The 21,489-nt window shown below is 66.7% G+C and carries 17 protein-coding genes; 3 read left to right on the top strand and 14 right to left on the bottom strand.

The features are described 5' to 3' along the window. Positions 1-786, bottom strand: a complete 786-nt coding sequence (locus AC1DIQ_RS00910) for an SGNH/GDSL hydrolase family protein (protein WP_461770038.1) — start codon at positions 784-786, stop codon at positions 1-3. 34 nt (positions 787-820) lie between these two features. Next, the gene (locus AC1DIQ_RS00915) at positions 821-1,396 is read right to left on the bottom strand and encodes a TetR/AcrR family transcriptional regulator (RefSeq protein WP_461770039.1); all 576 of its coding nucleotides are present in this window, start codon (positions 1,394-1,396) and stop codon (positions 821-823) included. Between the two features lie 82 nt (positions 1,397-1,478). Here AC1DIQ_RS00915 and AC1DIQ_RS00920 point away from each other — a divergent pair, with 82 nt between their 5' ends. Continuing rightward, positions 1,479-2,018, top strand: a complete 540-nt coding sequence (locus AC1DIQ_RS00920) for an acyl-CoA thioesterase (protein ID WP_461770040.1) — start codon at positions 1,479-1,481, stop codon at positions 2,016-2,018. Between the two features lie 32 nt (positions 2,019-2,050). Here the strand turns inward: AC1DIQ_RS00920 and AC1DIQ_RS00925 are convergent, their stop codons facing one another. The 5 genes from AC1DIQ_RS00925 to AC1DIQ_RS00945 form a co-directional block, all read right to left on the bottom strand. Continuing rightward, positions 2,051-2,722 (bottom strand): HAD family hydrolase, encoded by a 672-nt coding sequence (locus AC1DIQ_RS00925; RefSeq protein WP_152153338.1) that lies wholly within the window; start codon positions 2,720-2,722, stop codon positions 2,051-2,053. Positions 2,723-2,736: 14 nt separating this feature from the next. Beyond that, positions 2,737-3,069: a hypothetical protein gene (locus AC1DIQ_RS00930; protein WP_478049288.1), complete on the bottom strand. Its 333-nt coding sequence runs from the start codon at positions 3,067-3,069 to the stop codon at positions 2,737-2,739. Between the two features lie 48 nt (positions 3,070-3,117). After that, a complete protein-coding gene (locus AC1DIQ_RS00935; RefSeq protein WP_478049289.1) occupies positions 3,118-5,415 on the bottom strand; it encodes a patatin-like phospholipase family protein in 2,298 nt (765 codons plus the stop codon). A gap of 95 nt (positions 5,416-5,510) precedes the next feature. Continuing rightward, positions 5,511-5,957 carry a hypothetical protein gene (locus tag AC1DIQ_RS00940; RefSeq protein WP_478049290.1) on the bottom strand — a complete coding sequence of 149 codons (447 nt, stop codon included), beginning with the start codon at positions 5,955-5,957 and terminating at the stop codon, positions 5,511-5,513. 136 nt (positions 5,958-6,093) lie between these two features. Then, entirely contained in the window at positions 6,094-8,565 is a 2,472-nt protein-coding gene (locus AC1DIQ_RS00945; protein WP_478049291.1) for a S9 family peptidase, read from the bottom strand. Positions 8,566-8,773: 208 nt separating this feature from the next. On the opposite strand from AC1DIQ_RS00945, the gene AC1DIQ_RS00950 reads away from it, so the two are divergent. Continuing rightward, positions 8,774-9,550: a HipA family kinase gene (locus AC1DIQ_RS00950; protein ID WP_121037814.1), complete on the top strand. Its 777-nt coding sequence runs from the start codon at positions 8,774-8,776 to the stop codon at positions 9,548-9,550. Next, complete coding sequence (locus AC1DIQ_RS00955) at positions 9,528-9,920, top strand: DUF3037 domain-containing protein (RefSeq protein WP_478049292.1); 393 nt, start codon at positions 9,528-9,530, stop codon at positions 9,918-9,920. The genes AC1DIQ_RS00950 and AC1DIQ_RS00955 overlap by 23 nt, the downstream gene beginning before the upstream one ends. Before the next feature lie 15 nt (positions 9,921-9,935). Here the strand turns inward: AC1DIQ_RS00955 and AC1DIQ_RS00960 are convergent, their stop codons facing one another. The 7 genes from AC1DIQ_RS00960 to ligA form a co-directional block, all read right to left on the bottom strand. Continuing rightward, positions 9,936-12,428, bottom strand: a complete 2,493-nt coding sequence (locus AC1DIQ_RS00960) for a membrane-bound PQQ-dependent dehydrogenase, glucose/quinate/shikimate family (protein ID WP_152153348.1) — start codon at positions 12,426-12,428, stop codon at positions 9,936-9,938. Between the two features lie 202 nt (positions 12,429-12,630). Continuing rightward, positions 12,631-15,330: a DNA gyrase subunit A gene (gene gyrA / locus AC1DIQ_RS00965; protein WP_121037823.1), complete on the bottom strand. Its 2,700-nt coding sequence runs from the start codon at positions 15,328-15,330 to the stop codon at positions 12,631-12,633. 274 nt (positions 15,331-15,604) lie between these two features. Further along, a complete protein-coding gene (gene mtnA / locus AC1DIQ_RS00970; protein ID WP_282262134.1) occupies positions 15,605-16,666 on the bottom strand; it encodes an S-methyl-5-thioribose-1-phosphate isomerase in 1,062 nt (353 codons plus the stop codon). Between the two features lie 43 nt (positions 16,667-16,709). Further along, positions 16,710-17,432, bottom strand: coding sequence for a DUF3011 domain-containing protein (locus AC1DIQ_RS00975; RefSeq protein WP_121037829.1), 723 nt, complete (start codon positions 17,430-17,432; stop codon positions 16,710-16,712). Positions 17,433-17,541: 109 nt separating this feature from the next. Next, positions 17,542-18,486: an EF-P lysine aminoacylase EpmA gene (gene epmA, locus AC1DIQ_RS00980; RefSeq protein ID WP_478049293.1), complete on the bottom strand. Its 945-nt coding sequence runs from the start codon at positions 18,484-18,486 to the stop codon at positions 17,542-17,544. Then, a complete protein-coding gene (locus tag AC1DIQ_RS00985) occupies positions 18,483-18,968 on the bottom strand; it encodes a GNAT family N-acetyltransferase (RefSeq protein WP_121037835.1) in 486 nt (161 codons plus the stop codon). Before AC1DIQ_RS00985 ends, epmA begins: the two co-directional genes overlap by 4 nt. A 14-nt stretch (positions 18,969-18,982) precedes the next feature. Beyond that, entirely contained in the window at positions 18,983-21,445 is a 2,463-nt protein-coding gene (ligA, locus tag AC1DIQ_RS00990; RefSeq protein ID WP_478049294.1) for an NAD-dependent DNA ligase LigA, read from the bottom strand. Positions 21,446-21,489: the final 44 nt, after the last annotated feature.

Raw genomic sequence — 21,489 nt, forward strand, 5'->3', positions numbered from 1 at the left:
TCAACGCGCCTGCGCCCGCGCGATCGCCGCTTCGGCCAACGGTACCATCCGCGCATAACCTGCCGGCGTGGGATGCACGCCATCGGCGGCCAGTTGCGGGTCGAGGCCGCCGTCTTTGTTGGTCATGGCGGTGTGGTAATCCAGATAGACCAGCCCCTGCTGCTCCGCATACGCACGCAATGCCCGGTTGAGCGCCGTCACCTTGCCCGCAGGCTGCACGCCGGGTTGCCACGGGTAGTCGCTGACCGGCAGGACAGACGCCAGCACGATGCGGATGTTGTGCGCCTGCGCCAGTTCCACCATCGCGTGCAGATTGTCTTCGATCATCGCCTGCGTGGTCGGCCCGGTGTTGCCCGCGATGTCGTTGGTGCCGGCGAGGATGACCACCACCGCCGGCTTCAGGGCGATGACATCCTGCTGGAAGCGCAGCAGCATCTGCGCCGTGGTCTGCCCGGAGATGCCGCGGTTGACGTAGGGCTTGCCCGGGAAGAAACGCTCACTGCCGGTTGGCCCCCAGCCTTCGGTGATCGAGTCACCGTAGAACACCACGCGCTTGGTCCCCGGCGCGACCGGCGCCAACGCCGCATTCTCGGCCCGGTAGCGCTGCAGTTGCGGCCAGTCCAGCAGGCGCTGCTGCATCTCCGTGACCTGCGCGGGCGTCGCCTGGTCGGCAGGCACCCGATACAACGGGTTGGTCGCAGGCGATTCCTGCGCGTGCGCACTCGGATGCAGGGCGCATGCGGCAAGCGTCGCGGCAAACACGGTGGAACGGATCAAGGCGGTCAAAGCGCGGCACTCCGGTTGCGGCAGGCCGACAGTCTCAGCGATCGGCGACCAGGGAAACAAGCTGCGCTGCGACGCGATCGAACGGGCCGATGTCGCGCGTGGCCCGGCTCATCGCCACCGCGCCCTCGATGCTGGCGATGATCATGGTGGCAATGCCATTGGCCTGCTCGGGCGAGCGGCCACCGCGGGCCAGCGCTTCGGTCAGCCGGGCTTCCCAGCGCGCGAATACCTCGGCCGCGGCCCGCCGTGCATCGTCGGGGGCATCGTCGATCGGCTCTTCGACCGCCGCCGCGAGCACCGGGCAGCCCATGTGGAAATCCGAACGGATCAAGCGCTCGCGCCACGCGGCCAGGAACAGGTGCAGCCCCTCGGGGGCCGCTCCCTGCAGGCAGGTATCGAGCAGCGCATCCACCTTGGCACCCGCCAATGTCGTGGCTTCGGCCAGCACCTGCTGCTTGCCGCCCGGAAAGTGGTGATACGTAGAACCGAACGGCGCCTGCGCGCGCTTGGCAACCTCGCGGACGCTGGAGGCATTGAGTCCGTAGGTGGCCAGCATTTCCGCGGCCGCAGCCACAACGCGCTGCGGTGCATCGGAATGACGTGCACTCATGGGCCGGACTCCTTGCTAAGACGAGTGTCATAGATTAGCGTATTTGAATTATGACAACTGTTATAGATGAGCGCCCACGCCCATGAATCTCTGGTTCCGCCTGCTGTTCCTGCTGCTGTCCTCGCCATTCCGACCCAAACTCACCGCCCCGCTGGCCGTGTCGCGACTGAGCTTCCGGGTGCTGCCCAACGACATCGACAGCAACCTGCACATGACCAACGGCCGCTATTGGACGATCTTTGACCTGGGCCGGCTCGATCTGGTATTCCGCATGGGCCTGGGCCGGGTGGCATGGCGCTCGAAGTGGGCCCCGATCGTCAGTGGCGGCAGCATCCAGTTCCGGCGCGAGCTCAAGCCGTTCCAGCGCTTCGTGCTGGAGACGCGGCTGGCCGGCTGGGTCGGCACGCGCATCATCATGGAGCAGCGGGTGCTGATCGGCGACGAGGAAAAGGTCGCCACGCGTGCCCTGCTGATCACCGGCATCTACGACCGCCGGCATCGCCGGTTCGTCTCCACCGATCAGATGATGGAGGCCATCGGCGCGCCCATCGTGCCTTCGCCGGAACTGAGCAGGGCCGCGCAAGCGTTGCTTGCGGCGGAAGTGGCGATGAAAGAGGACTGAGGCTCGCGCTGGTCGCGCAGTGTCAGGAGCGCTCAGGCGTCGCGCCAGGGAAGGATCTGCGCCTTGGTCATCATCGTCTGTTCGATCAGGCGCAGGCACTTCTCCCCCGGGCTGACCAGATACCACTGCGCGCTGTTGCGCAGCAGCGGCAGATCGGCGCGGTGATCGGTGTAGGCGACGCGCCACGGCGGCGGATACCCGCGCTCGGCCAGCATCGGAATCTTGTTCTCACCCAGGCAATGACGCTCGCTGACCCACCCTCCCAGGCAGGAGCGCAGGGTGGAGGCGACCAATGGGACGTCCTGCAGACCCTCGCGTTCGAGCAGCGCCTGCGCCAGCGGCTCCCAACACCCCGTGGCGATGACCACCTGGTCGCCCTGCGCGAGATGGTCGCGCAGCCGTTCCACGCCCTGCGTCAGGAACACCGGCTCCGGTCCGCCAAACACCTCGTCGGCATGCGCGACCGCAAGCGCAGCCAGTGCCTCACCGCTACGTCCGAACGTGGCCATCCAGACCGCGAAGCGTACCGGCAGCCGCCGCGTGTGCGGCAGCGCCCAAAGCGGAACCAGCACCGGCAGCGCCAGCACCACACCGGCGATCCGCCACGGCTGGCGTCGCAGCAGCGTTTTGAAGAACCGGCTTGCGGTCTCCCATCCGGTCAGCGTCAAGTCGAAATCGAATACCACCACGTCAGGTTTGGACATCCGTGTCACTCCTTTCAGAAGACGCCTTGCACCAGCAGTTTGTCATCATTGGTCGGTGTGAGCACCAACCCGTAAGCCTCGTCTCCGCGATGGAAGCCTGCCGAACAGATCGCGTCCCAGCCCTGCCCGCAATCCACTTCGGGATGCGCGGCAAAGACGGGCGTGCCCTCGTTGTCGGGCGCGGATACAAGCCATCCGGCCTTGATGAGCAGCGCCTTGGCCTGCGCGTATGGCATGCCGACGGTGATGCCGATCTGCGTCCACGCTGCGGGCAGCGACGGTGCATCAGCGGCATGCACGTGGCCGGCAGACAGCAGGAGCACCACGGCCAGGAACATCGATTTCATCGGCATCACACCAACAACATGGCTGCACAGGATAAAGCGCAGAACCCATCAGAACCCATCCAGCGTCCGCAGCAGTGAGCCAAAGGTCAGATAGAACGAAGTGTGCCCACCCTGCGCGCGGCCGTAGCCGAGGAACACCGGTCCCAGGAACGTATCGGCACCGACGAACAGGCTGCCTGCGGTCTGCATGCCATCCAGGCTGACATCCTCGCGGCGCTGCCAGAATCCGCCCCACTCCACGCTGCCACCGACGTACAGCGGGATGGTCAGCAGCGAATCGGCGTGCGCGACGCGACGGTAATACACCACTCTCGCCAGCGCGGTCTGTGGCGCGAAGATGGATTCTTCCGGATAGCCAGACAGATTTCCCAACCCACCCAGGAAACCGTAGGTGGCCAGCAGATCATCGCCACCGTGTGCGGAGGAGGCGCGCAGGCCACCGAGCCAGCGGTTGTGACCGTGCGCCCATGCCCCATCCCACTGCACCCGCGTGACCGCCGCCGAATTGTCGGTGCCCAGTGCATCGAGATAGTGCTGCCGCGTGAGCGACAGGCGCTGGCCGCGACTCGGGAAAGCCGAACTGTCGATCGAATCGTGCCGAAGCTGCCAACCGAGGCTGCCCATGTCCGCGCGGTAATTGCCCAGCTCGGTCGGGTTGCCGACGTCCAGGCGCAGGCGCTCACGGCCACGCTCGCCGAACAGCGCGATTTCCCAATCCGGATGTGGCGAATATGCCCAGCGTAGCCCGCCCAGCCACTGGCTGTAGCGGAACTCGGCGAGTGCGCCGCCGCGCATCAGGGCCAGGTCCAGATCGGTGGCGCGGTACTTGGCATAGGTGGACAGCGCATGCCGGCCACTGCTGCCGAACGGCCGGTAGTACTCGGCGAAGGCCTCTTCGACTTCGCCCAGCCCCACGCGCAGTTTCAGCTCCGCGCCCTGCTCGCTGAGGCCGGTACGGGTCAGCTCGGTGATGAGCTGGTAGTTGCTGCTGCCGTCGAAATCATCGGACAGGCGCAGCGCGAAATGCAGAAAGTCCGGTCCCCACCGCTTGTCCTGTGGCACGAGCACAAGACCCTGCTGCCCGTCGCGCTCTTCCAGCCGCCACTGCACCTGCTGGTAGCGGCCTTCGCCGTAGGCCGTGGCCACGTTCTGCTCCACGCGGTCCGGCGCCAGCGGCTGGCCGACCTCCGGCGTCAGCCGCTGCTCGATATAGCGCGCGGTGCGTGTCTTATCGCGCAGCACATCGATGAAGGCCACGATCGGCGCTTCATACGCCGGCGGCCGATGCTGGCGCTGGAAGGCGGCGTAGCGAATATCGTCCACCTGGAAGCGACGAACCGCCGCGACCTCGGCCTGCGTGGCCTGCTCACCGACGCCGACCGCCTGTGGTGAGCGGTTGAAATCCTGGCTGCCCATATCGCCCAGCGGCGGTGTGATCAGCAGATCCTGTGGCCCGAGCGTGGCCAACTGCGCCAGTACTTCGCGCTGCATCAGCACGCTGGCCATCTGGTGGCTGATCGCCAAGGGTGAATCCAGCTGCGCTTCGGTCATCAGCGGCGAGCCGACCCGCGACACGATCAGCCGCTGCGCGCCCAGCCGCCGCGCCTCATCGATCGGGACGTTGTCTACCACACCGCCATCGACCAGCAGATGGTCCTCATAGCGCACCGGCGCGAACACGCCCGGCACCGACATGCTCGCGCGGATGGCCAAGGCCAGATCGCCCTGTGCGAACACCACCTTCTCGCCGCTGACGATATCGGTGGCGATGGCCCGGAACGGAATCGGCAGATGATCGAAGTCGCGCACCTGCCAGGTCGGCAGCAGCAGGCGGCGCAGCAGCATCTCCAGCTTCTGGCCCTGGATCAGCCCCTGCGGGAACGCGATCTTGCCGTTGCTCAGGCCTACTTCGACGCCGCCGAGCAGGCGCAGGTCATCTTCCTTGCGGCGCATGCTGCGCTCATCGCGTGGCGGTTTGTCGCGCAGCACCTCGGCCCAGTCGATCCGGTCCAGCACCGCCTCGATCTCGTCGGCCGTGTAGCCGGAGGCATACAAGCCGCCGACCACCGCGCCCATCGAGGTGCCGACGATGCAGTCGATCGGTACGCGCTCGCGCTCGAGCACCTTGAGCACGCCGATGTGGGCCGCGCCGCGGGCACCGCCACCGCCGAGGACCAGGCAGGTGCGGGGGCGGTCGGGATCCCGCGTTGCGGAATCAACGGGCGCGGTAGCGGTCTGCGCCACCGCCATGAGCGGGGCGCACGCCAGCGCTGCCAGGACGAACAGCCAGCGGCTGCCAACACGCCGCGTGGCTCTGCCGGTGGCGTGTGCTTGTGCCTGTTGCATTCGATCCCTCATTCCCCGGCACCCGTCATCCCCTTGAAGCGCACTTTGCCTGCCGGGCCGGGCGAGGTCCACCCGTCGCGCGTCGGTCCGCCATCTCAACGGCCGATGGGAAGAAAGCCCACCAGTGCCACGACCAGGCAGACCAGGCCGCCAGCCAGCGGCAGATAGGTGGCCCATACCGGCGCCCCTTGGCCGATCGCGAAGGCAACGAACGCTTCCCGTATGCTTCGGCCGGTCAGGAACGGAATGACGACCAGTGCCAGCAGGGGCAACAGCGAGGCAAGCCCGAAGCCGAGGAACGCCGGCCGGTGATCGTTGTGGGCAAATCCGCCCAGCGGGTACAGGGCCAAGCCACTGAACAACCCCACGAAAAACAGGATGTTGGCGACCCGGATCGTGGTGCGGTGACGGCGCCGCAGCGAGGCCCTGGACCAGCCACGGTAGTGCGTCTTCAGTCCCCTCGCCCAGTACGCAACGAGCCATGTGGCGATGATGCCGCCAACGATCCCGCTGCCCGCCGGTCCCCAAGACTGGATATCCATGCCTGCGTCCTTGTGGTCTGACCCGAGTGTAATTCCATCCCCCGCCCAGGAATGCAGAACGGCCGCCCATTGAGGGCGGCCGTGGTTCTGATGCGTATCGCGGCTCACTGATGAGCGGCGCTACCAATGTCTCGCCTCAGCGCTTGGCCGGCGGCGCATTCTTCACATAGGTGTCGAACCAGGTCAGCATTTCCGACACCAGCTGCTCATTGGATTCCAGCGCGGTGTACCAATGCGGTTCGTGCGGCAGCATCACCAGGCGGGTGGTGCCGCCATTGCCGCGGATCGCCTGGAACAGCTTGCGCGACTGGAATGGCTCAGTGCCCGGGTTGGCGTCATCCTCGCCGTGGACCAGCAGCAGCGGCAGCTTGATCTTGTCGGCGTAGAAGAACGGCGAGGCCTTCAGGTACACGTCCTGCGCCTGCCAGACCGAGCGACGTTCGTTCTGGAACCCGAACGGGGTGAAGGTCTTGTTGTACGAGCCGCTGGTGGCGACCCCGGCCTTGAACAGGTCGGTATGCGCGATCAGGTTGGCGGTCATCAGGCCCCCATGGCTGTGCCCAGTGACACCGATCCGGTTGCGGTCGACCACGCCCAGCTCCACGGCCTTGTCCACTGCGGCCTTCGCATCGGCTTCAAGCTGTTCCAGATACGTGTTGTAGGCGGTTTTCGGGTCGCCGACGATCGGGAACGAGGCATTGTCGATGATCGCGTAGCCGGCCAGCAGCATCAGCCGGTACGGCGCCAGGCGGGTGAAGGTCTGCTGCGAACCGGACACCTGCCCCGCCTGCGCCGCGTTGGCGAAGTCGGCCGGGTACGCGTAGAGAATCGCTGGGACGCGCTGGCCTTCCTTGTACCCCGGCGGCGTGTACAGGGTGAACGACAGGTCCACGCCATCGGCGCGCTTGTAGGTCACCAGGCGCTTCTTGATCTGACGCACTTCGGGGGTCGGGTCCACCAGGTGGGTCAGTGCGTCCGGCTTCGACGCGAACTGCGCTTCGCCCGGCGTGGCGGCGGCGACCCGCTCGCCCAACAGGCGCACGAACGCATTCGGTGCATCGGTCACCGACTGGTGCCACGTAAGGAGGTGGCCAGGCATCGCGCTGAAGCCGATGAACTGCTCATAGGCATCGGCATCGCTGCGGAACAGGCGCTCGGTTTTCAGGCTGCCGAGGTTGAGTGCATCCAGGAAGGGACGATCCCCCTGCGGCGAAGCACCCTGCCCGCGCAGGAACACGCTGTTGCCTTCCTGGCGCACCACGTAGGCACCGGTGGGCAGGCGCTGGTACACGAAATTGCCCGGGTCCTCGTACAGCTCATCACTGGAGAGATCCCACAGCAGGCGACCTTCCTGCTTTGGGTTGTCCACGTTGACGATGCGGGTCTGGCGCCAGTGGCGGTTCTCGTCGTTCTCATCCAGGAAAGCAACGTCAGGCTGCGCGGTCCAGGCCAGGCCTTCGAAACGCTGCGCGGTACGGGCGATCTCGGTAGGCTTGGCGGTGAACGGGGCCTTGAGCATCAGCACGCGGTCGCGATGCGGGACGGTGACTTTCCAATCGCCTTTGTCCAAGGCTTCGGCATACACCAGCGTGGCCGGATCGGTCGCGCGCCAATCGAAATCACGCGGGCCTTCCGGCACGCCGTGAACCGGTACGCGGTCGGCCAGCGGCAGGCTGGCAATCGACGTGCTGCGGCCGCTGGCAATATCCAGCACCGTCACGTCATTGGCGAAACGCTGGTAGGTCACTGCGTGCGAGAACGGTGCCTTGAGCGTCCTGGTGAGCACATGCACACCATCCGGCGCCGCCCCGACGCTGTCCAGCAGCGCCGGGGCGCCGACCGTGCGCACCGTGTTGGAGGCGGTATCCACCACCGCCAGCTGCGACTGGCCGTAATAGGCGAACAGCGCCTCGTCGTACGCACTGGTCAGCGTATCGCGGGCTTCGTAGGTACTGCTTTCGCCCGCCGTCCCCAGCGATTCCTGGATGTCCGGGCCGATCGCCCCTTCGGCGCTTGGCGCCGGACCTTGCTTTGCGGGTACCAGCTTGACCAGCAGCTGCTGGCTGCCACCGAGCCATTGCACGGTGCTGCCGAAGATCGGGTTGAGCGCCACGTTGGGCACCTGGCGGACCTGGCCGGTGACCGCATCGCCGACCCACAGCTGCACGCTGTCATCGACCACATTCTGGAACGCGAAGCGCTGGCCGTCGGCCGACCACTGCGCCATGCCGGCACACCCGTTGGGCAGCGCCACCTTGGTAGAGCGGCCGCTGAGGGTCTCCACCACGGTGAAGTCACCGACGCACGGTGGAATGCCGTAACCACCCGGGGTGTCGTGGCGGCTGCGGTTCTTCGGCTCCAGGCGCACACCGGCCAGCTTCAGGTACGGCTGGGCGACGCGGGTGATCGAGGGATAGGTCTGCGTGGTGGTCAGCAGCAGGCGCTGGCCGGTCGGGTCGACGCTGGGTATCGGCGGCGGCGGTGCCTTGAGCACCTTGAGCAGGCGCTCCGGTGGTGTGGCGTAGCCACTGGCATGGGCGGGCATCGTGCCCAGCGTGGCGAAGGCTGTCACGGTGAACGCCGTGGACCAGAACGTACGAGCAAGCATGCGTGTCCCCTTGGATATGGTGGGAGCCGGCGCGGCAGGGTCGTCGGTCGGCACGTCTCGAATCTAGCACTGCCGTCCTTCCCGAGGATGGGCCAGAAGAAATGGCCGGCGGCTTTTCACCTGATCCGGCAAAGCCTGCCGCAGGCGGCCATCGAGACCGGTATCGCGGTGCGGTACCCTTGTCGTTCCATTGCTTCCGGGTGCCGCTGTGCGAACCGTGCACGCCCTTCGTTATGTCACCCCGCTGCGCGAAGGCGGCTCCCTGCCCGCCGTGGTCGAGACCGACGACGACGGCATGGTGGTGCTCAAATTCCGCGGCGCTGGCCAAGGGCCGAAGGCCCTGATCGCCGAGCTGATCGCCGGCGAGATCGCGCGGACGCTGGGCCTGCCGATCCCCGAGATCGTGTTCGTCGAGCTCGACCGCGAGTTCGCGCGGACCGAGCCGGACCCGGAGATCCAGGACCTGATCCGCGCCAGCGAAGGCCTGAACCTGGGCAGTGATTACCTGCCCGGCGCGATCAACTACGACCCGGCCGCGATGCAGCCCGATGCGGAACTCGCCTCGAAGATCGTGTGGTTCGATGCGTTCACCAGCAACGTGGACCGCACCGCGCGCAATCCCAACCTGATGGTGTGGCATCGCAAGCTGTACCTGATCGACCATGGTGCAGCAATGTACTTCCATCACGATTGGGCCAGTGCGGGCGAGGCCTGCAAGAAGCCCTTCGTGCTGATCCGCGATCATGTACTGCTGCCCTTCGCCACGCAGATTGCCGAGGTCGATGCCGGTCTTGCGGTGATGCTGCCCGATGCGGAGATCGAACGCATCGTCGGCCTGGTGCCGGACAGCTGGCTGGTGGATGAACCCGTGTTCGACAGCCCGGCCGCCTACCGCCAGGCCTATGTCGATTACCTGCAACACCGCCTTCGCGTTCGCGCGGCCTTTGTACAGGAGGCCGTCCGTGCCCACACTGCACACGTATGACTATGCGGTGATCCGCGTGGTGCCCCGCGTGGAACGCGAAGAGTTCATCAACGTCGGGGTCATCGTGTCCTGCCCGGGCGCCAAGCACCTGGAAGCGGCGATCGAACTGGATCTGGAACGGCTGCGCGCCTTCGCGCCCGCCCTGGATATTGAAGGGCTGCAGCCGTGGCTGGATGCCATCGTGGCAATCTGCCGCGGCGATGCGAACGCAGGCCCCATCGCGCAGTTGCCGGCGCGTGCACGTTTCCATTTCTTGACCGCCAAACGCAGCTCGGTGGTGCAGATGTCGAGCACGCATGTGGGCCGCACGGCGAATCCAGCCGGTGTAGTGGAGCATCTGATGCGTAAGATGGTGCGGGTACCGGCGTAGCGCCGGGTGCTGCCCTCACCCTTTGGGCAGCGCGTAAGCGATCACGTAATCGCCAGCCGGGGTTTCCATGAAGTGGTGGCCGCCGGCCATGATGACCACGTACTGGCGCCCACCAAATTCATAGATCATCGGGTTGGCCTGCCCACCGGCCGGCAGTTTGGCGTGCCAGAGTTCCTTGCCGGTCTTCAGGTCGATCGCGCGCAGCAGATCGTCGGTCGCGGCCGCAATGAAGATCAGTCCGCTGGCGGTGACCACCGAGCCACCGTTGTTCGGCGTGCCGATCTCGATCGGCAGGCCGGAGCGGATGCCGAACGGGCCATTGCCACGGGCGCTGCCGAACGGGCGGTCCCACAGGGTCTTGCCGGTACGCAGGTCGACCGCGCGGATGCCACCGTACGGCGGCTCCTTGCACAGCAGCTTGGTGAACGGCAGGCGCCAGCCAGCGTTGACGTCGATGGCGTACGGCGTGCCCACCTGCGGATCGCCTGCGCCTTCGGCACCGCCCTTGTCGGCGGTGATCTCCTCGCGCGGCACCCAACCCAGCTTGTCCGCCTTTTCGCGCGGCACCAGCCGGTTGTAGTTGGGCATGTCGTTGTAGTTGGCCACGATCACGCCGCGGCGCGGATCCACGGCCACGCTGCCCCAGTCCGAGCCACCGTTGTAGCCGGGATATTCGATGGAGTGACGGTCCGCGGTCGGCGGGGTGTAGAAACCTTCGTAGCTGGCCTCGCGGAACTGGATGCGGCACACCAGCTGATCGATCGGGGTCATGCCCCACATGTCGCGCTCGGTGAGGTCCGGCTTGCGCAGCGTGTGATACAGCGAGAACAGCTGGGTCGGGGAACGCTGCTCCGGCTCGACGCCGCCGGTGGGCACTTTGCGCTCTTCGGCCGGGGTCAGCAGCTTGCCGGTGCGGCGGTCGAGGATGTACATGTCGCCCTGCTTGGTCGGCAGCAGCAGCGCCGGGACTTTGCCGGCGGCGGTCGGGTAGTCGATCAGGGTCGCCTGCGAACCCATGTCGTAATCCCAGACGTCCTTGCGCACGGCCTGGAAGTGCCAGGCCGGCTTGCCGGTGTTGACGTCGATGGCGACCAGCGACGTGGCGTATCTGTTTTCGTTCTCGGTGCGCGAGCCACTCCAGTAATCGCCGGCCGAGTTGCCCATCGGCAGGTAGACCAGGCCGAGTTCGTCGTCACCGGTCGCGGTGGTCCACATGTTCGGGGTGCCGCGGGTATAGGTCTCGCCGGCCGGCGGTGCGCCGTTGCGTTCCGGGCGGACCATATCCCACGCCCAGCGCAGCTTGCCGGTCACGGCATCGTAGGCCTGGATCACGCCCGAGGGGGCGTCGCGGCGCTGGCCATCCAGCACCTGGTGGCCGGTCACGATCACGCCCTGCACGATCGCCGGCGGCGAGGTGATGGAGACATAGCCGGCGGGGCTGTCGCCCATGCCAACGGTGATGTCCACCTGACCGTTGTTGCCGAAGCCTGTGCACAGCTTGCCGGTGGCGGCATCGACCGCGATCAGGCGGCCATCCAGGGTGCCTTCAATGATGCGGGCGGCACAGGCGCCGCGCGGCACCTGGGTCAGCACCGGCACGCCACTGGGGACGGCAAGATCGGCGGCGACATCGTTCAGCGCGGTGTCCTGCGCGGTGGCCGGCACTTCGTAATAGGAGACGCCACGGCAGGCCGCGGTGTACGGAATGGACGTGTCCTTGATCTTCGGGTCGTAGCGCCAGCGCTCGGTGCCATCGGCCGCGTTGAGCGCGACCAGCTGATTGCGCGCGGTGCACAGGTAGAGGCTGTCGCCGACCTTCAGCGGCGTGGTTTCCGCGCCCCAGCGCTTCTCCGGCAGATCACCGGTGCGGAACAACCAGGCCTGCTCCAGCTTGGCCACGTTATCCGGGGTGATCTGCTGCAGCGGCGAGAAGCGCGTGGCGGCATTGTTGCGGCCATAGGCGGCCCAGTCGCCATCCACCGGGCGGTCGGCCGGCTGCAGGGGCGCATCGGCGGTCGGTGCCAGGCCGGTGCTGGTCATCGGTTCGGGGAACGCGCCCTCGGCGGCGGTAACGCCGTGCGGCACGAAGGCCAGGGTGAAGGCCGCGACGAACACGAGCGCGAGCACGCCGGCGATGCCACGCGAGACCTTGCGTGAGACCGGGCGATCCAGCGTGGGCAACAGCAGCGACAGCACGAAGCCGATGGCCACGATCAGGCCCAGGCGCGGTACCCAGCGCCAGTAGTTGCTGCCCGACTCCCACCATGTCCACAGCAGCGTGCCGACGAACACCAGCGCAAACCACAGCGCGCCGCTGTAACGGCCCCGCCACAGCTGTACGCCAGAGATCAACAGGCCGACACCGGCCAGCACGTAGTACCAGGAACCACCGAGGCTGGCGAGCCAAGCGCCCCCTGCGGTGAATACAACCCCCAGCAACAGAATGACAATGGCCAGCACAGCCACCAGCCAATGGCGGGGGCGGCGGGTCTGCGTCGTGGTGGACATCGGTCTCTCCTGGAGCGCGAAGATCGCCGACATTGCTGCCGGCCCCGCGGCTCTTATCCCACCGGGGTCGTGAACGTTGCGCGTTCTTTGCAGCGGTCGCCAACGTCGGCACAGCCGACGATGAAACCCGGCAAGCCCCTGCCCCACAACGAAAAACGCCGGCGTGTGCCGGCGTTCTCCGTGTGACTCCCACTGGCAGGGCTTACGCCTCCGGGGGTGTCACTGCCGGGCTGGCCTCGATGGCTGCCGGTGTCTCTTCTTCCACACCCTCGTCCAGCGAGGCGTCCATGCGTTCCACCGCCTGGAGTTTCTCTTCCTTGGACAGACGGATCAGGGTCACGCCCTGCGTGTTGCGGCCGACGCGCGAGATTTCCGAACCACGGGTGCGCACCAGGGTGCCACCATCGGAAATCAGCAGCACTTCGTCGCGCGGCCCCATCAGCACCGCACGCACCAGCTTGCCGTTGCGCTCGGTGGTCTGGATGCCGATCACGCCCTGCGTGCCACGGCCCTTGCGTGGGTAATCCGGCAGCGGGGTGCGCTTGCCGTAGCCGTTCTCGGTCGCGGTCAGGATGTACAGCGCGTTGTCATCGTCAGCCCCGTTCTCGATCACGGCATCACCGCTGTCGATCACGGTCTCGTCGACCTGGCTCTCATCCTCGTTCTCGTCTTCACTGCCGCCCGCACTCTCGGCCACGATCAGACTGACCACTTCCTCGCCCTTGGGCATCTTGATGCCGCGCACGCCGGTAGCGGTACGGCCCATCGAGCGGACCTTGTCCTCACCAAAGCGCACGGTCTTGCCGTTGGAGGCGAACAGCAGGATGTCGCGCTCACCGTCGGTCAGGCCGACGCCGACCAGCGCGTCCCCCTCATCGAGGTTGATCGCGATTTTGCCGCGTGCCAGACGGAAGGCGAACTCGCTGAGCGGGGTCTTCTTGACGGTGCCGTTGCGGGTGGCGAAGAACACGAACTGGCCTTCGGCATATTCGCGGACCGGCAGCACGGCCTGCACCCGCTCACCGGCTTCCAGCGGAATCCAGTTGATGATCGGGCGGCCACGGGCGTTGGAACCGGCTTCCGGCAGCTGATGCACCGGCAGCCAGAACACCTTGCCTGCGCTGGTGAAGGTCAGCAACGTATCGTGCGTGTTGACCAGCCACAGCTGTTCGATGAAATCCTCTTCCTTGGTCGACGCGGCGCTGCGGCCACGGCCACCGCGGCGCTGGGCCCGGTAGGCGCTGACCGGCTGGCGCTTGGCATAGCCGGCGTGCGACAGGGTGACCACCACGTCTTCCGGGGCGATCAGGTCGAGGATGTCCAGGTCTTCTTCGCTGTGGCGGATCTCGGTGCGGCGTTCGTCACCGAACTCGGTACGCACGTTGATCAGCTCTTCGCGGATGACCTGCAGCAGACGGTCGGGATCTTCCAGGATTTCGATCAGCCCGGCGATCACTTCCAGCAGCTGCTTGTACTCGTCGGTCAGGCGGTCCTGCTCCAGCCCGGTCAGGCGATGCAGGCGCATTTCCAGGATCTGCGTCGCCTGGATCTCGGTCAGCTGGTAGCCGCCCTCGAGCAGGCCCACACCCTTGGGCAGATCATCCGGACGCGACGCTTCGGCACCGGCGGCGCCCAGCATCGAGCCGACCAGGCCCGGCTCCCACAGGCGGGCGAGCATGCGTTCGCGCGCTTCGGTGGGGTTCGGCGAGGTCTTGATCAGTTCGATCATCTCGTCGATGTTGGCCAGCGCGACAGTCAGGCCTTCCAGCACGTGCGCACGGGCACGCGCCTTGCGCAGCTCGAACACGGTGCGGCGGGTGACCACTTCGCGGCGGTGACGCACGAAGGCCTCGAGCATCTGCTTGAGGTTCATCAACTGCGGGCGGCCATCCACCAGCGCCACCATGTTGATGCCGAACACCGACTCCATCTGGGTCTGCTGGTAGAGGTTGTTCAACACCACTTCCGCCGACTCGCCACGCTTGATCTCGATGAAGATGCGCATGCCGTCCTTGTCGGACTCATCGCGCAGTTCACTGATGCCTTCGAGCTTCTTTTCCTTGACCAGCTCGGCGATCTTCTCGATCAACCGGGCCTTGTTCACCTGGTACGGGATCTCGGTCACGATGATCGATTCGCGGCCGTTGTCAGCCACTTCGACCTCGGCCTTGGCGCGGATGCGCACACGGCCACGACCGGTCCGGTACCCGGCAACGATGCCGGCGGTGCCGTTGATGATGCCTGCGGTCGGGAAGTCCGGGCCCGGGATGAACTCCATCAGGCCGTCGACGTCGATCTCGGGATTGTCGATCAGCGCGATGCAGGCGTTGATCGATTCGGTCAGGTTGTGCGGCGGGATGTTGGTCGCCATGCCCACCGCGATACCGGCCGAACCATTGACCAGCAGGTTCGGGAACCGGGTCGGCATGACCGTCGGCTCCAGTTCCTTCTCGTCGTAGTTGGGCTGGAAATCGACCGTTTCCTTCTCGATGTCCGCCATCAGCTCATGGGTGAGCTTGGACATGCGGGCTTCGGTGTAGCGCATCGCAGCGGCGGAGTCGCCGTCGACCGAGCCGAAGTTACCCTGGCCATCGACCAGCATGTAACGCAGCGAGAACGGCTGCGCCAGACGCACCAGCGTGTCGTACACCGACTGATCGCCATGCGGGTGGTACTTACCGATGACGTCACCGACGATACGCGCCGACTTGAAGTAAGGCTTGTTGGCGTGCGCGTTGAGTTCACTCATCGCGAACAGCACGCGGCGATGCACCGGCTTGAGGCCATCGCGCGCATCCGGGAGTGCGCGCCCCACGATCACGCTCATCGCGTAATCGAGGTAACTCTTGCGCATCTCGTCTTCCAGGTTGACCTGGATGATTTCCTTGGCGGTTTCTGCCATTCGGGTTCCGTTGTCTGGTAGCGGTCCAGTCCGTCACGACCGCCCTTTCGGGGCGGTTGCGCCGGAATCTCGATTAACCGTTGGATTCTACCACAGCAGGCCGTTCTCCGCCTGCTTTTACGGGGGTTTTACCGGCAAGAATCAGGAACTTACGAGGGCGTTGCCGGACGCTGGGGTGGGTACCGACCCATGCTCGTCGGCGGTACCGACCAACGGTTGGCCGCTACCCCGTGCAGGCCACGACCCTTGGTCGTGGCGCGGGCCGCAGCAGGCCTCAGCCGAAGGCGGCCTGCATGTTGGCCACTGTCGGGCTCAGGATCACCCCGCGTTCGGTCACGATGGCATCGATCAGGCTGCCCGGGGTGACATCGAACACCGGGTTCCAGGCGGCGATGCCCTCGGCCACGGTGCGGGTGCCCCCCACGCCGTACAGCTCGCCCGGGTCGCGCTGCTCGATCTCGATCTGCTCGCCGTCGGCGGTGTCCATGTCCACCGTGGAGGACGGCGCCACCACCATGAACTTCACGCCGTGGTGGCGGGCGGCGATGGCCAACTGGTAGGTGCCGATCTTGTTGGCGGTATCCCCGTTGGCGCAGATGCGGTCGGCGCCGACGATCACCCACTGCACCGCGCCGGTCTTCATCAGGTGCGAGGCGGCGGAATCGGCGATCAGGGTGGCATCGATGCCATCCTGCTGCAGCTCCCACACCGTCAGGCGCGCGCCCTGCAGCCACGGCCGGGTCTCCCCGGCAAACACGCGGGCGATACGGTGCTGGGCCATGCCGGCACGGATCACGCCCAGCGCGGTACCGAAGCCGGCGGTGGCCAGCGAGCCGGTGTTGCAATGGGTCAGCACGCCGCTGCCCGCCTCGATCAAGCCAGCGCCCAGCGCGCCCATGTGACGGTTGGCAGCCAGGTCCTCCTCGGCGATCGCCTGGGCCTCGGCGGCCAGCACCTGCTGCCAGTCGGCACCGGCCGGGGCCAGCGCGCGGCGCATCCGGGCCAGCGCCCAGGCCAGATTCACGGCGGTCGGGCGGGAGGCATTGAGGCGCTGCAGCGCCGGTTCCAGCTTCAGCAGCGCCTGGGCACCATCATCGGCCTGCACCTCGTTGGCCGCCAGCACCACACCCCAGGCGGCCGCAATGCCGATGGCCGGCGCGCCGCGCACGGTCAGCGCGTGGATGGCCTCGGCGACTGCATCGCTGTCGCGGCACTCCACGTGCTCGACAATGAACGGCAGTTTGCGCTGGTCGAGCAGCTGCAGGCTCTCGCCGGTCCACAGGATCGGGCGGATATGGTCGTAACGGGCGTAATCGATATCGGTGGATGCGTTCATCGGCCCATTGTAGCGGCGCGCCGATGCGGGCGGAATCGCGTGCTCAGTTGACCGCGAACTCGGCGCGGCAGCCCTTGTCCACCCACACCCCGCGGCTGTCCCAGCCCCAACTGCTGCCCTGCTCGCAGGGCGTGCCGGAGAGCTGCTTGTTGAGCGTGGCACCGTGGGTGATCCCGGCGCCACAGAAGCGGCGCTGACGGGATTTGGATTCGCAGACGAGAATGCGTGGCACGTTGAGGAAGCCGCTGCCATCGGCGGCACCGACCTCGAACTCGCCCTGGCAACCGCGGGTCACCCAGATCTCGTTGCGGCGGTAGCCCCAGCTGTGACCTTCGCGACACGGCAGCGAGGTGAGCTGGCGAAGCAGGCGCACCGGCGCACCCTGCAACACCACCGGACAGCTCTGCGGGCGGCCATTGGATTCACAGCGCACGACGCGGCGCGTGCGACGCTCTCCATCGGCGCGGGTGGCGGCAACGGCCGTGCGCGCGCGGAACTCGGCGCGACAGCCCAGGGTGACCCAGACGCCGGAGCGATCGGTGCCCCACTCCGAACCACGCACACAACTGTTGTCGGACAGCTGGCGGATCAGATCCACGCCGCGCTCAGTGGGAATATCGCAGTGCACCCATCCCATATCGCGCGATTCGCAGCGCACCACTTCGCCGGCATAGCCGCCCGCCTGCGCGAGGGCCGTCTCCGGCATCAGCGCAGTCCACAGCAACACCGGCCACAAGGGCATGCCCGCGCCTACCAACAGCTTCATCAACTCGATCCCTGCCACGCCTGAACGATCACCTGACCACCTTCGGACATCCGGTGTGATCAGAGCATCATCATGCAGGCCGCGCAAGACGCGAATGCGTCAAAACGCCTCAGGCGTGGGCGAAATCCAGAGCCAGCACATCGGCGATCCGGCCGGTGCCGTTCATCGCCATCAACAAGCGGTCCACACCGACCGCGACACCCGCGCAATCGGGCAGGTCCGGCAGCGCTGCGAGCAGGTGTTCATCCAGCGGCGGCAGCACGTCGCCACGTGCGGTGCGTATCGCATGGTCGCGCTCGAAACGCGCGCGTTGCTCAACCGCGTCGTTCAGCTCGTGATAACCATTGGCCAGTTCGACACTGCCCAGGTACAGCTCGAAACGCTCGGCCAGGGGCGGTGTACCGGGACGGATCCGGGCCAGTGCCGCCTGGGTCGCGGGCCAGTCATGCACGACCGTCATGGTGTCGTCACGGAAGTGCGGCTGGATGCAGTGGGTCATCAGCAGATCGAGCCAGTCGTCGCGGGTGAGCCCATCGGCATCGATGCGGACCTCGGCCAGCGGCGCCTGCAGCTGTTCCAGGCTGGCCTCGAACGGGTCCAGCCCGATGTGCCGCTGGTAGAGGCCGCGGTAATCGATCACCTCCAACGTGGCCTCGCGCTGGACCAGCTGCAGCGCGGCGCGCACCAGCTCGGCGGTCTCGCCCATCAAGCGGCGGTGATCCCAGCCGACCCGATACCACTCCAGCATGGTGAACTCGGGGTTGTGGCGGCCACCGGCCTCGCCATTACGGAACACGCGGCCGAGTTCGTAACAGTCCCCCACCCCGGCGGCGAGCAGCCGCTTGAGCGGAAACTCCGGCGAGGTGCGTAGCCAGCGTTGCGGCGTGCCTGCATCCACGTGCCCGCTGAAGCGGGTGTGGAAGCTGTCGATGTTCGGCTCGGTATTGCCGGCGGCGGAGAGGATCGGCGTTTCCACCTCCAGCACATCGCGCGCGGCGAAGAAGCTGCGGATCAGCGCGTTGAGCGCGGCACGCTGGCGCAGCGCGGCGATCATGCGCGCGCGTCCTTCAGGCGCTGGGCCAACGGCAGGGTGAGCAGATCGCGGGTGTCATCCACATAGCCGGTGGCCAGGTACAACCGGCGCGCCAGTTCGTTGTGGTGGTTTACTTCCAGGCGCATGCGTTCCACGCCCCGCGCATTGGCACGCTGCTCCAGAATCGCCAGCGCCTGCTTGCCGCGCCCTCGGCCGCGCGCGGCATGGGCCAGGTAGAGCTCGTCCAGCAGCGCGAAATGACCGCCCTGCTCCAGGCTGAAGCCCATCGCCAGCGCCCCATAACCCACCACAGCGCCCGCCTCGTCCAGCCACAACAACACTTCGCCATTGCGCGGATCTTCCAGCAGTGCGGCCAAGGCATTGCGCACCCGGGTGTCGTCGAAATCGAGTTTATCTTCGGCGTAGAAATCACGCATCAGCCCGATCAACAGCGCGGTGTCAGCCACGGTGGCCAGGCGGAAATCAAGGGGAATGGTCTGCATGCGATCTCTCTTGTTCAATGCTGCGCGAGGAAAGCGACCAGCTGGTCTTCGTCCCAGACCGGCACGCCCAGCTCCTGCGCCTTGGTCAGCTTGGAGCCGGCCTCGGCGCCCGCCACCACGAACGAGGTCTTCTTGGACACACTGCCGGCCACCTTGGCGCCCAACGCTTCCAGGCGCGCCTTGGCCTCATCGCGATTCATCTGCGACAACGTCCCGGTCAGCACGGCGGTCTGGCCCTCCAGCGGACCTGCTGCCTGCTCGGCCTGTTCCGGCGCCAGCGCCAGCAGCCTCTGGCGGTACTCCTCGGCCTTGAGCAGCATCGGGCCGTGGCCCTCGCTGTCCAGCCAGTGGGCCAGGCCCATGGCCACCTCGTTGGGCAGGCCGGCGGCCACGAAGCGCACCGGCTCGGCATCCAGCAGCGAGGCAGCGTCCGGCAGCACGGCGACCAGCTTCTCGGCGCGCAGGCGGGTGATGCCCGGAATCTCCGCCTCGACCAACAACTGCGCGAAATCCAGACCCTCGCGCAGCTTGGCGATCGGCGGGTGCACATCGCTGATGCGCACCTGACCGACCTGCAGCAGGGCATCGATCGCCTCCTGGTTGCCGGCCTGCTCGAAGAAGTGGCCGAGCGAGCGCGCGACTTCACCGCCGATATCGGGCACGCGCTTGAACAGCGGCCACGGCAGGTGGCGGATCAGCTGCAGATCGCCGAACCAGGTCGCCAGGGCCTTGGCGGTGCTTTCACCGACATGCTCGATGCCCAGCGCGAACAACAGGCGCTCCAGCGTGGTGGTACGGCTGGCGTCGATGGCGGCGATCAGATTGTCGGCCCACTTAGTGGCGATCTTCTTCGTGTTCCAGGTGAACGTGGCCGGCATCGCCAGCGCCTGCGCGCGCCATCCCGCATCGCTGCCATCCAGCTTGAGCAGCCCGCGCAGATAGTCGCCGCTGCCTTCCGGCGGCAGATGCAGGCCGATCTGGCTGGCCAGTGCCTCGGGCGATTCGGCATCCAGCACCAGTTTGAGCTGCAGCAGTTGATCGCGCTGCAGACGGTACAGATCCGACACGCCGCGCACGATGCCGGCATCGACCAGCGTCTCGATGTACTTGCCGCCCAATCCGTCGATATCCATCGCACGGCGCGAGGCGAAGTGCGCGATGGCTTCCTTGCGCTGCGCCGGGCAGCTCAACTCACCCGAGCAGCGCCAGGCGGCCTCGCCCTCTTCGCGGACGATCTCCGAACCGCACACCGGGCACTGCGAGGGCATCTGCCACGGCGTGGTACCGGCGGGGCGGCGATCAGCGATCACACTGACCACTTCCGGGATCACATCGCCGGCGCGGCGCACGATCACCGTATCGCCCACGCGGACATCCAGACGCGCGATCTGGTCGGCGTTGTGCAGCGTCGCGTTGGACACGATCACGCCGGCCACGGCCACCGGTGCCAGGCGCGCCACCGGGGTCGCCGCGCCGGTGCGTCCGATCTGGATCTCGATCGCCTCCACCGTGGTGGTCTGCTCCTGTGCCGGGAACTTGTGCGCGATCGCCCAGCGCGGGGCACGCGCGACGAACCCCATCTGTTCCTGGCCGGCGCGGTCATCGAGCTTGTAGACCACCCCGTCGATATCGAAGGCCAGGCCATCGCGGCGCTCGCCAATGTCACGGTAATAGGCCAGCAGCCCGTCCGCACCTTCCACCACCTGGCACAGGTCGCTGACCGGGAAGCCCCATGCACGCAGCTGGGCCAGCGTGGCCGAGTGGGTGGGCGGCAGTTCACCGCCGTCGACCTGGCCGATGCCATAGGCGTAGAAACTGAGCTTGCGCTTGGCGCTCATCTTCGGATCCAGCTGGCGCAGCGAGCCGGCCGCGGCGTTGCGCGGATTGGCCAGCACCTTGCCGTCATGCAGGCGGGCATCGGCGTTGTAGGCCTCGAAATCGGCGCGGGCCATGTAGACCTCGCCGCGTACTTCCAACACCCCAGGCCAGCCCTCGCCTTTGAGCGTCTGCGGGATCACACTGATCTGGCGCAGATTGGCACTGACATCCTCACCGGTGGCGCCATCACCCCGGGTTGCGCCCTGGACGAAGCGGCCATTCTCGTAGCGCAGGCTGATCGCCAGGCCGTCGAGTTTGGGTTCGGCTGAAAAATGCAGCGTACTGCGGCGCAGGCGCTCGCCGATGCGGCGCACGAAATCCTGGACTTCCTCATCGCTGAAGGCATTGCCCAGCGACAGCATCGGCACCGCATGGCGGACCTCGGCAAAGCGCGAAGAGGCCTTGCCACCGACCTGCCGGGTGGGCGAGTCGGCCGCGGCCAGTTCCGGGTGCGCCTGCTCGATCGCTTCCAGCTCGCGCACCAGCCGGTCGTATTCGACGTCGGGAATCAGCTGCTCGTCGCGCTCGTGGTAGGCCTTGCCGGCCTCCTCGATCTGGCGGCGCAGGACGTCGGCACGTGCGGCGGGGCTGGGGGTCATGCGGAAGGCGATCCTGGTGGGGCATTCAATTTTACCCCTCCCCC

The organism is Stenotrophomonas sp. 05L413, from assembly GCF_056397945.1.

Excerpts from the sequence above, each read along its gene's own strand:
- epmA (WP_478049293.1), bottom strand. The coding sequence starts at position 18,486 with ATGATCGCCGCGCTGCGCCAGCGTGCCGCGCTCAACGCGCTGATCCGC.
- gyrA (WP_121037823.1), bottom strand. The coding sequence starts at position 15,330 with ATGGCAGAAACCGCCAAGGAAATCATCCAGGTCAACCTGGAAGACGAG.
- AC1DIQ_RS00915 (WP_461770039.1), bottom strand. The coding sequence starts at position 1,396 with ATGAGTGCACGTCATTCCGATGCACCGCAGCGCGTTGTGGCTGCGGCC.
- AC1DIQ_RS00960 (WP_152153348.1), bottom strand. The coding sequence starts at position 12,428 with ATGTCCACCACGACGCAGACCCGCCGCCCCCGCCATTGGCTGGTGGCT.
- AC1DIQ_RS00935 (WP_478049289.1), bottom strand. The coding sequence starts at position 5,415 with ATGCAACAGGCACAAGCACACGCCACCGGCAGAGCCACGCGGCGTGTT.
- ligA (WP_478049294.1), bottom strand. The coding sequence starts at position 21,445 with ATGACCCCCAGCCCCGCCGCACGTGCCGACGTCCTGCGCCGCCAGATC.
- AC1DIQ_RS00975 (WP_121037829.1), bottom strand. The coding sequence starts at position 17,432 with ATGAAGCTGTTGGTAGGCGCGGGCATGCCCTTGTGGCCGGTGTTGCTG.
- AC1DIQ_RS00940 (WP_478049290.1), bottom strand. The coding sequence starts at position 5,957 with ATGGATATCCAGTCTTGGGGACCGGCGGGCAGCGGGATCGTTGGCGGC.
- AC1DIQ_RS00985 (WP_121037835.1), bottom strand. The coding sequence starts at position 18,968 with ATGCAGACCATTCCCCTTGATTTCCGCCTGGCCACCGTGGCTGACACC.
- AC1DIQ_RS00920 (WP_461770040.1), top strand. The coding sequence starts at position 1,479 with ATGAATCTCTGGTTCCGCCTGCTGTTCCTGCTGCTGTCCTCGCCATTC.
- AC1DIQ_RS00930 (WP_478049288.1), bottom strand. The coding sequence starts at position 3,069 with ATGAAATCGATGTTCCTGGCCGTGGTGCTCCTGCTGTCTGCCGGCCAC.
- AC1DIQ_RS00925 (WP_152153338.1), bottom strand. The coding sequence starts at position 2,722 with ATGTCCAAACCTGACGTGGTGGTATTCGATTTCGACTTGACGCTGACC.
- AC1DIQ_RS00945 (WP_478049291.1), bottom strand. The coding sequence starts at position 8,565 with ATGCTTGCTCGTACGTTCTGGTCCACGGCGTTCACCGTGACAGCCTTC.
- mtnA (WP_282262134.1), bottom strand. The coding sequence starts at position 16,666 with ATGAACGCATCCACCGATATCGATTACGCCCGTTACGACCATATCCGC.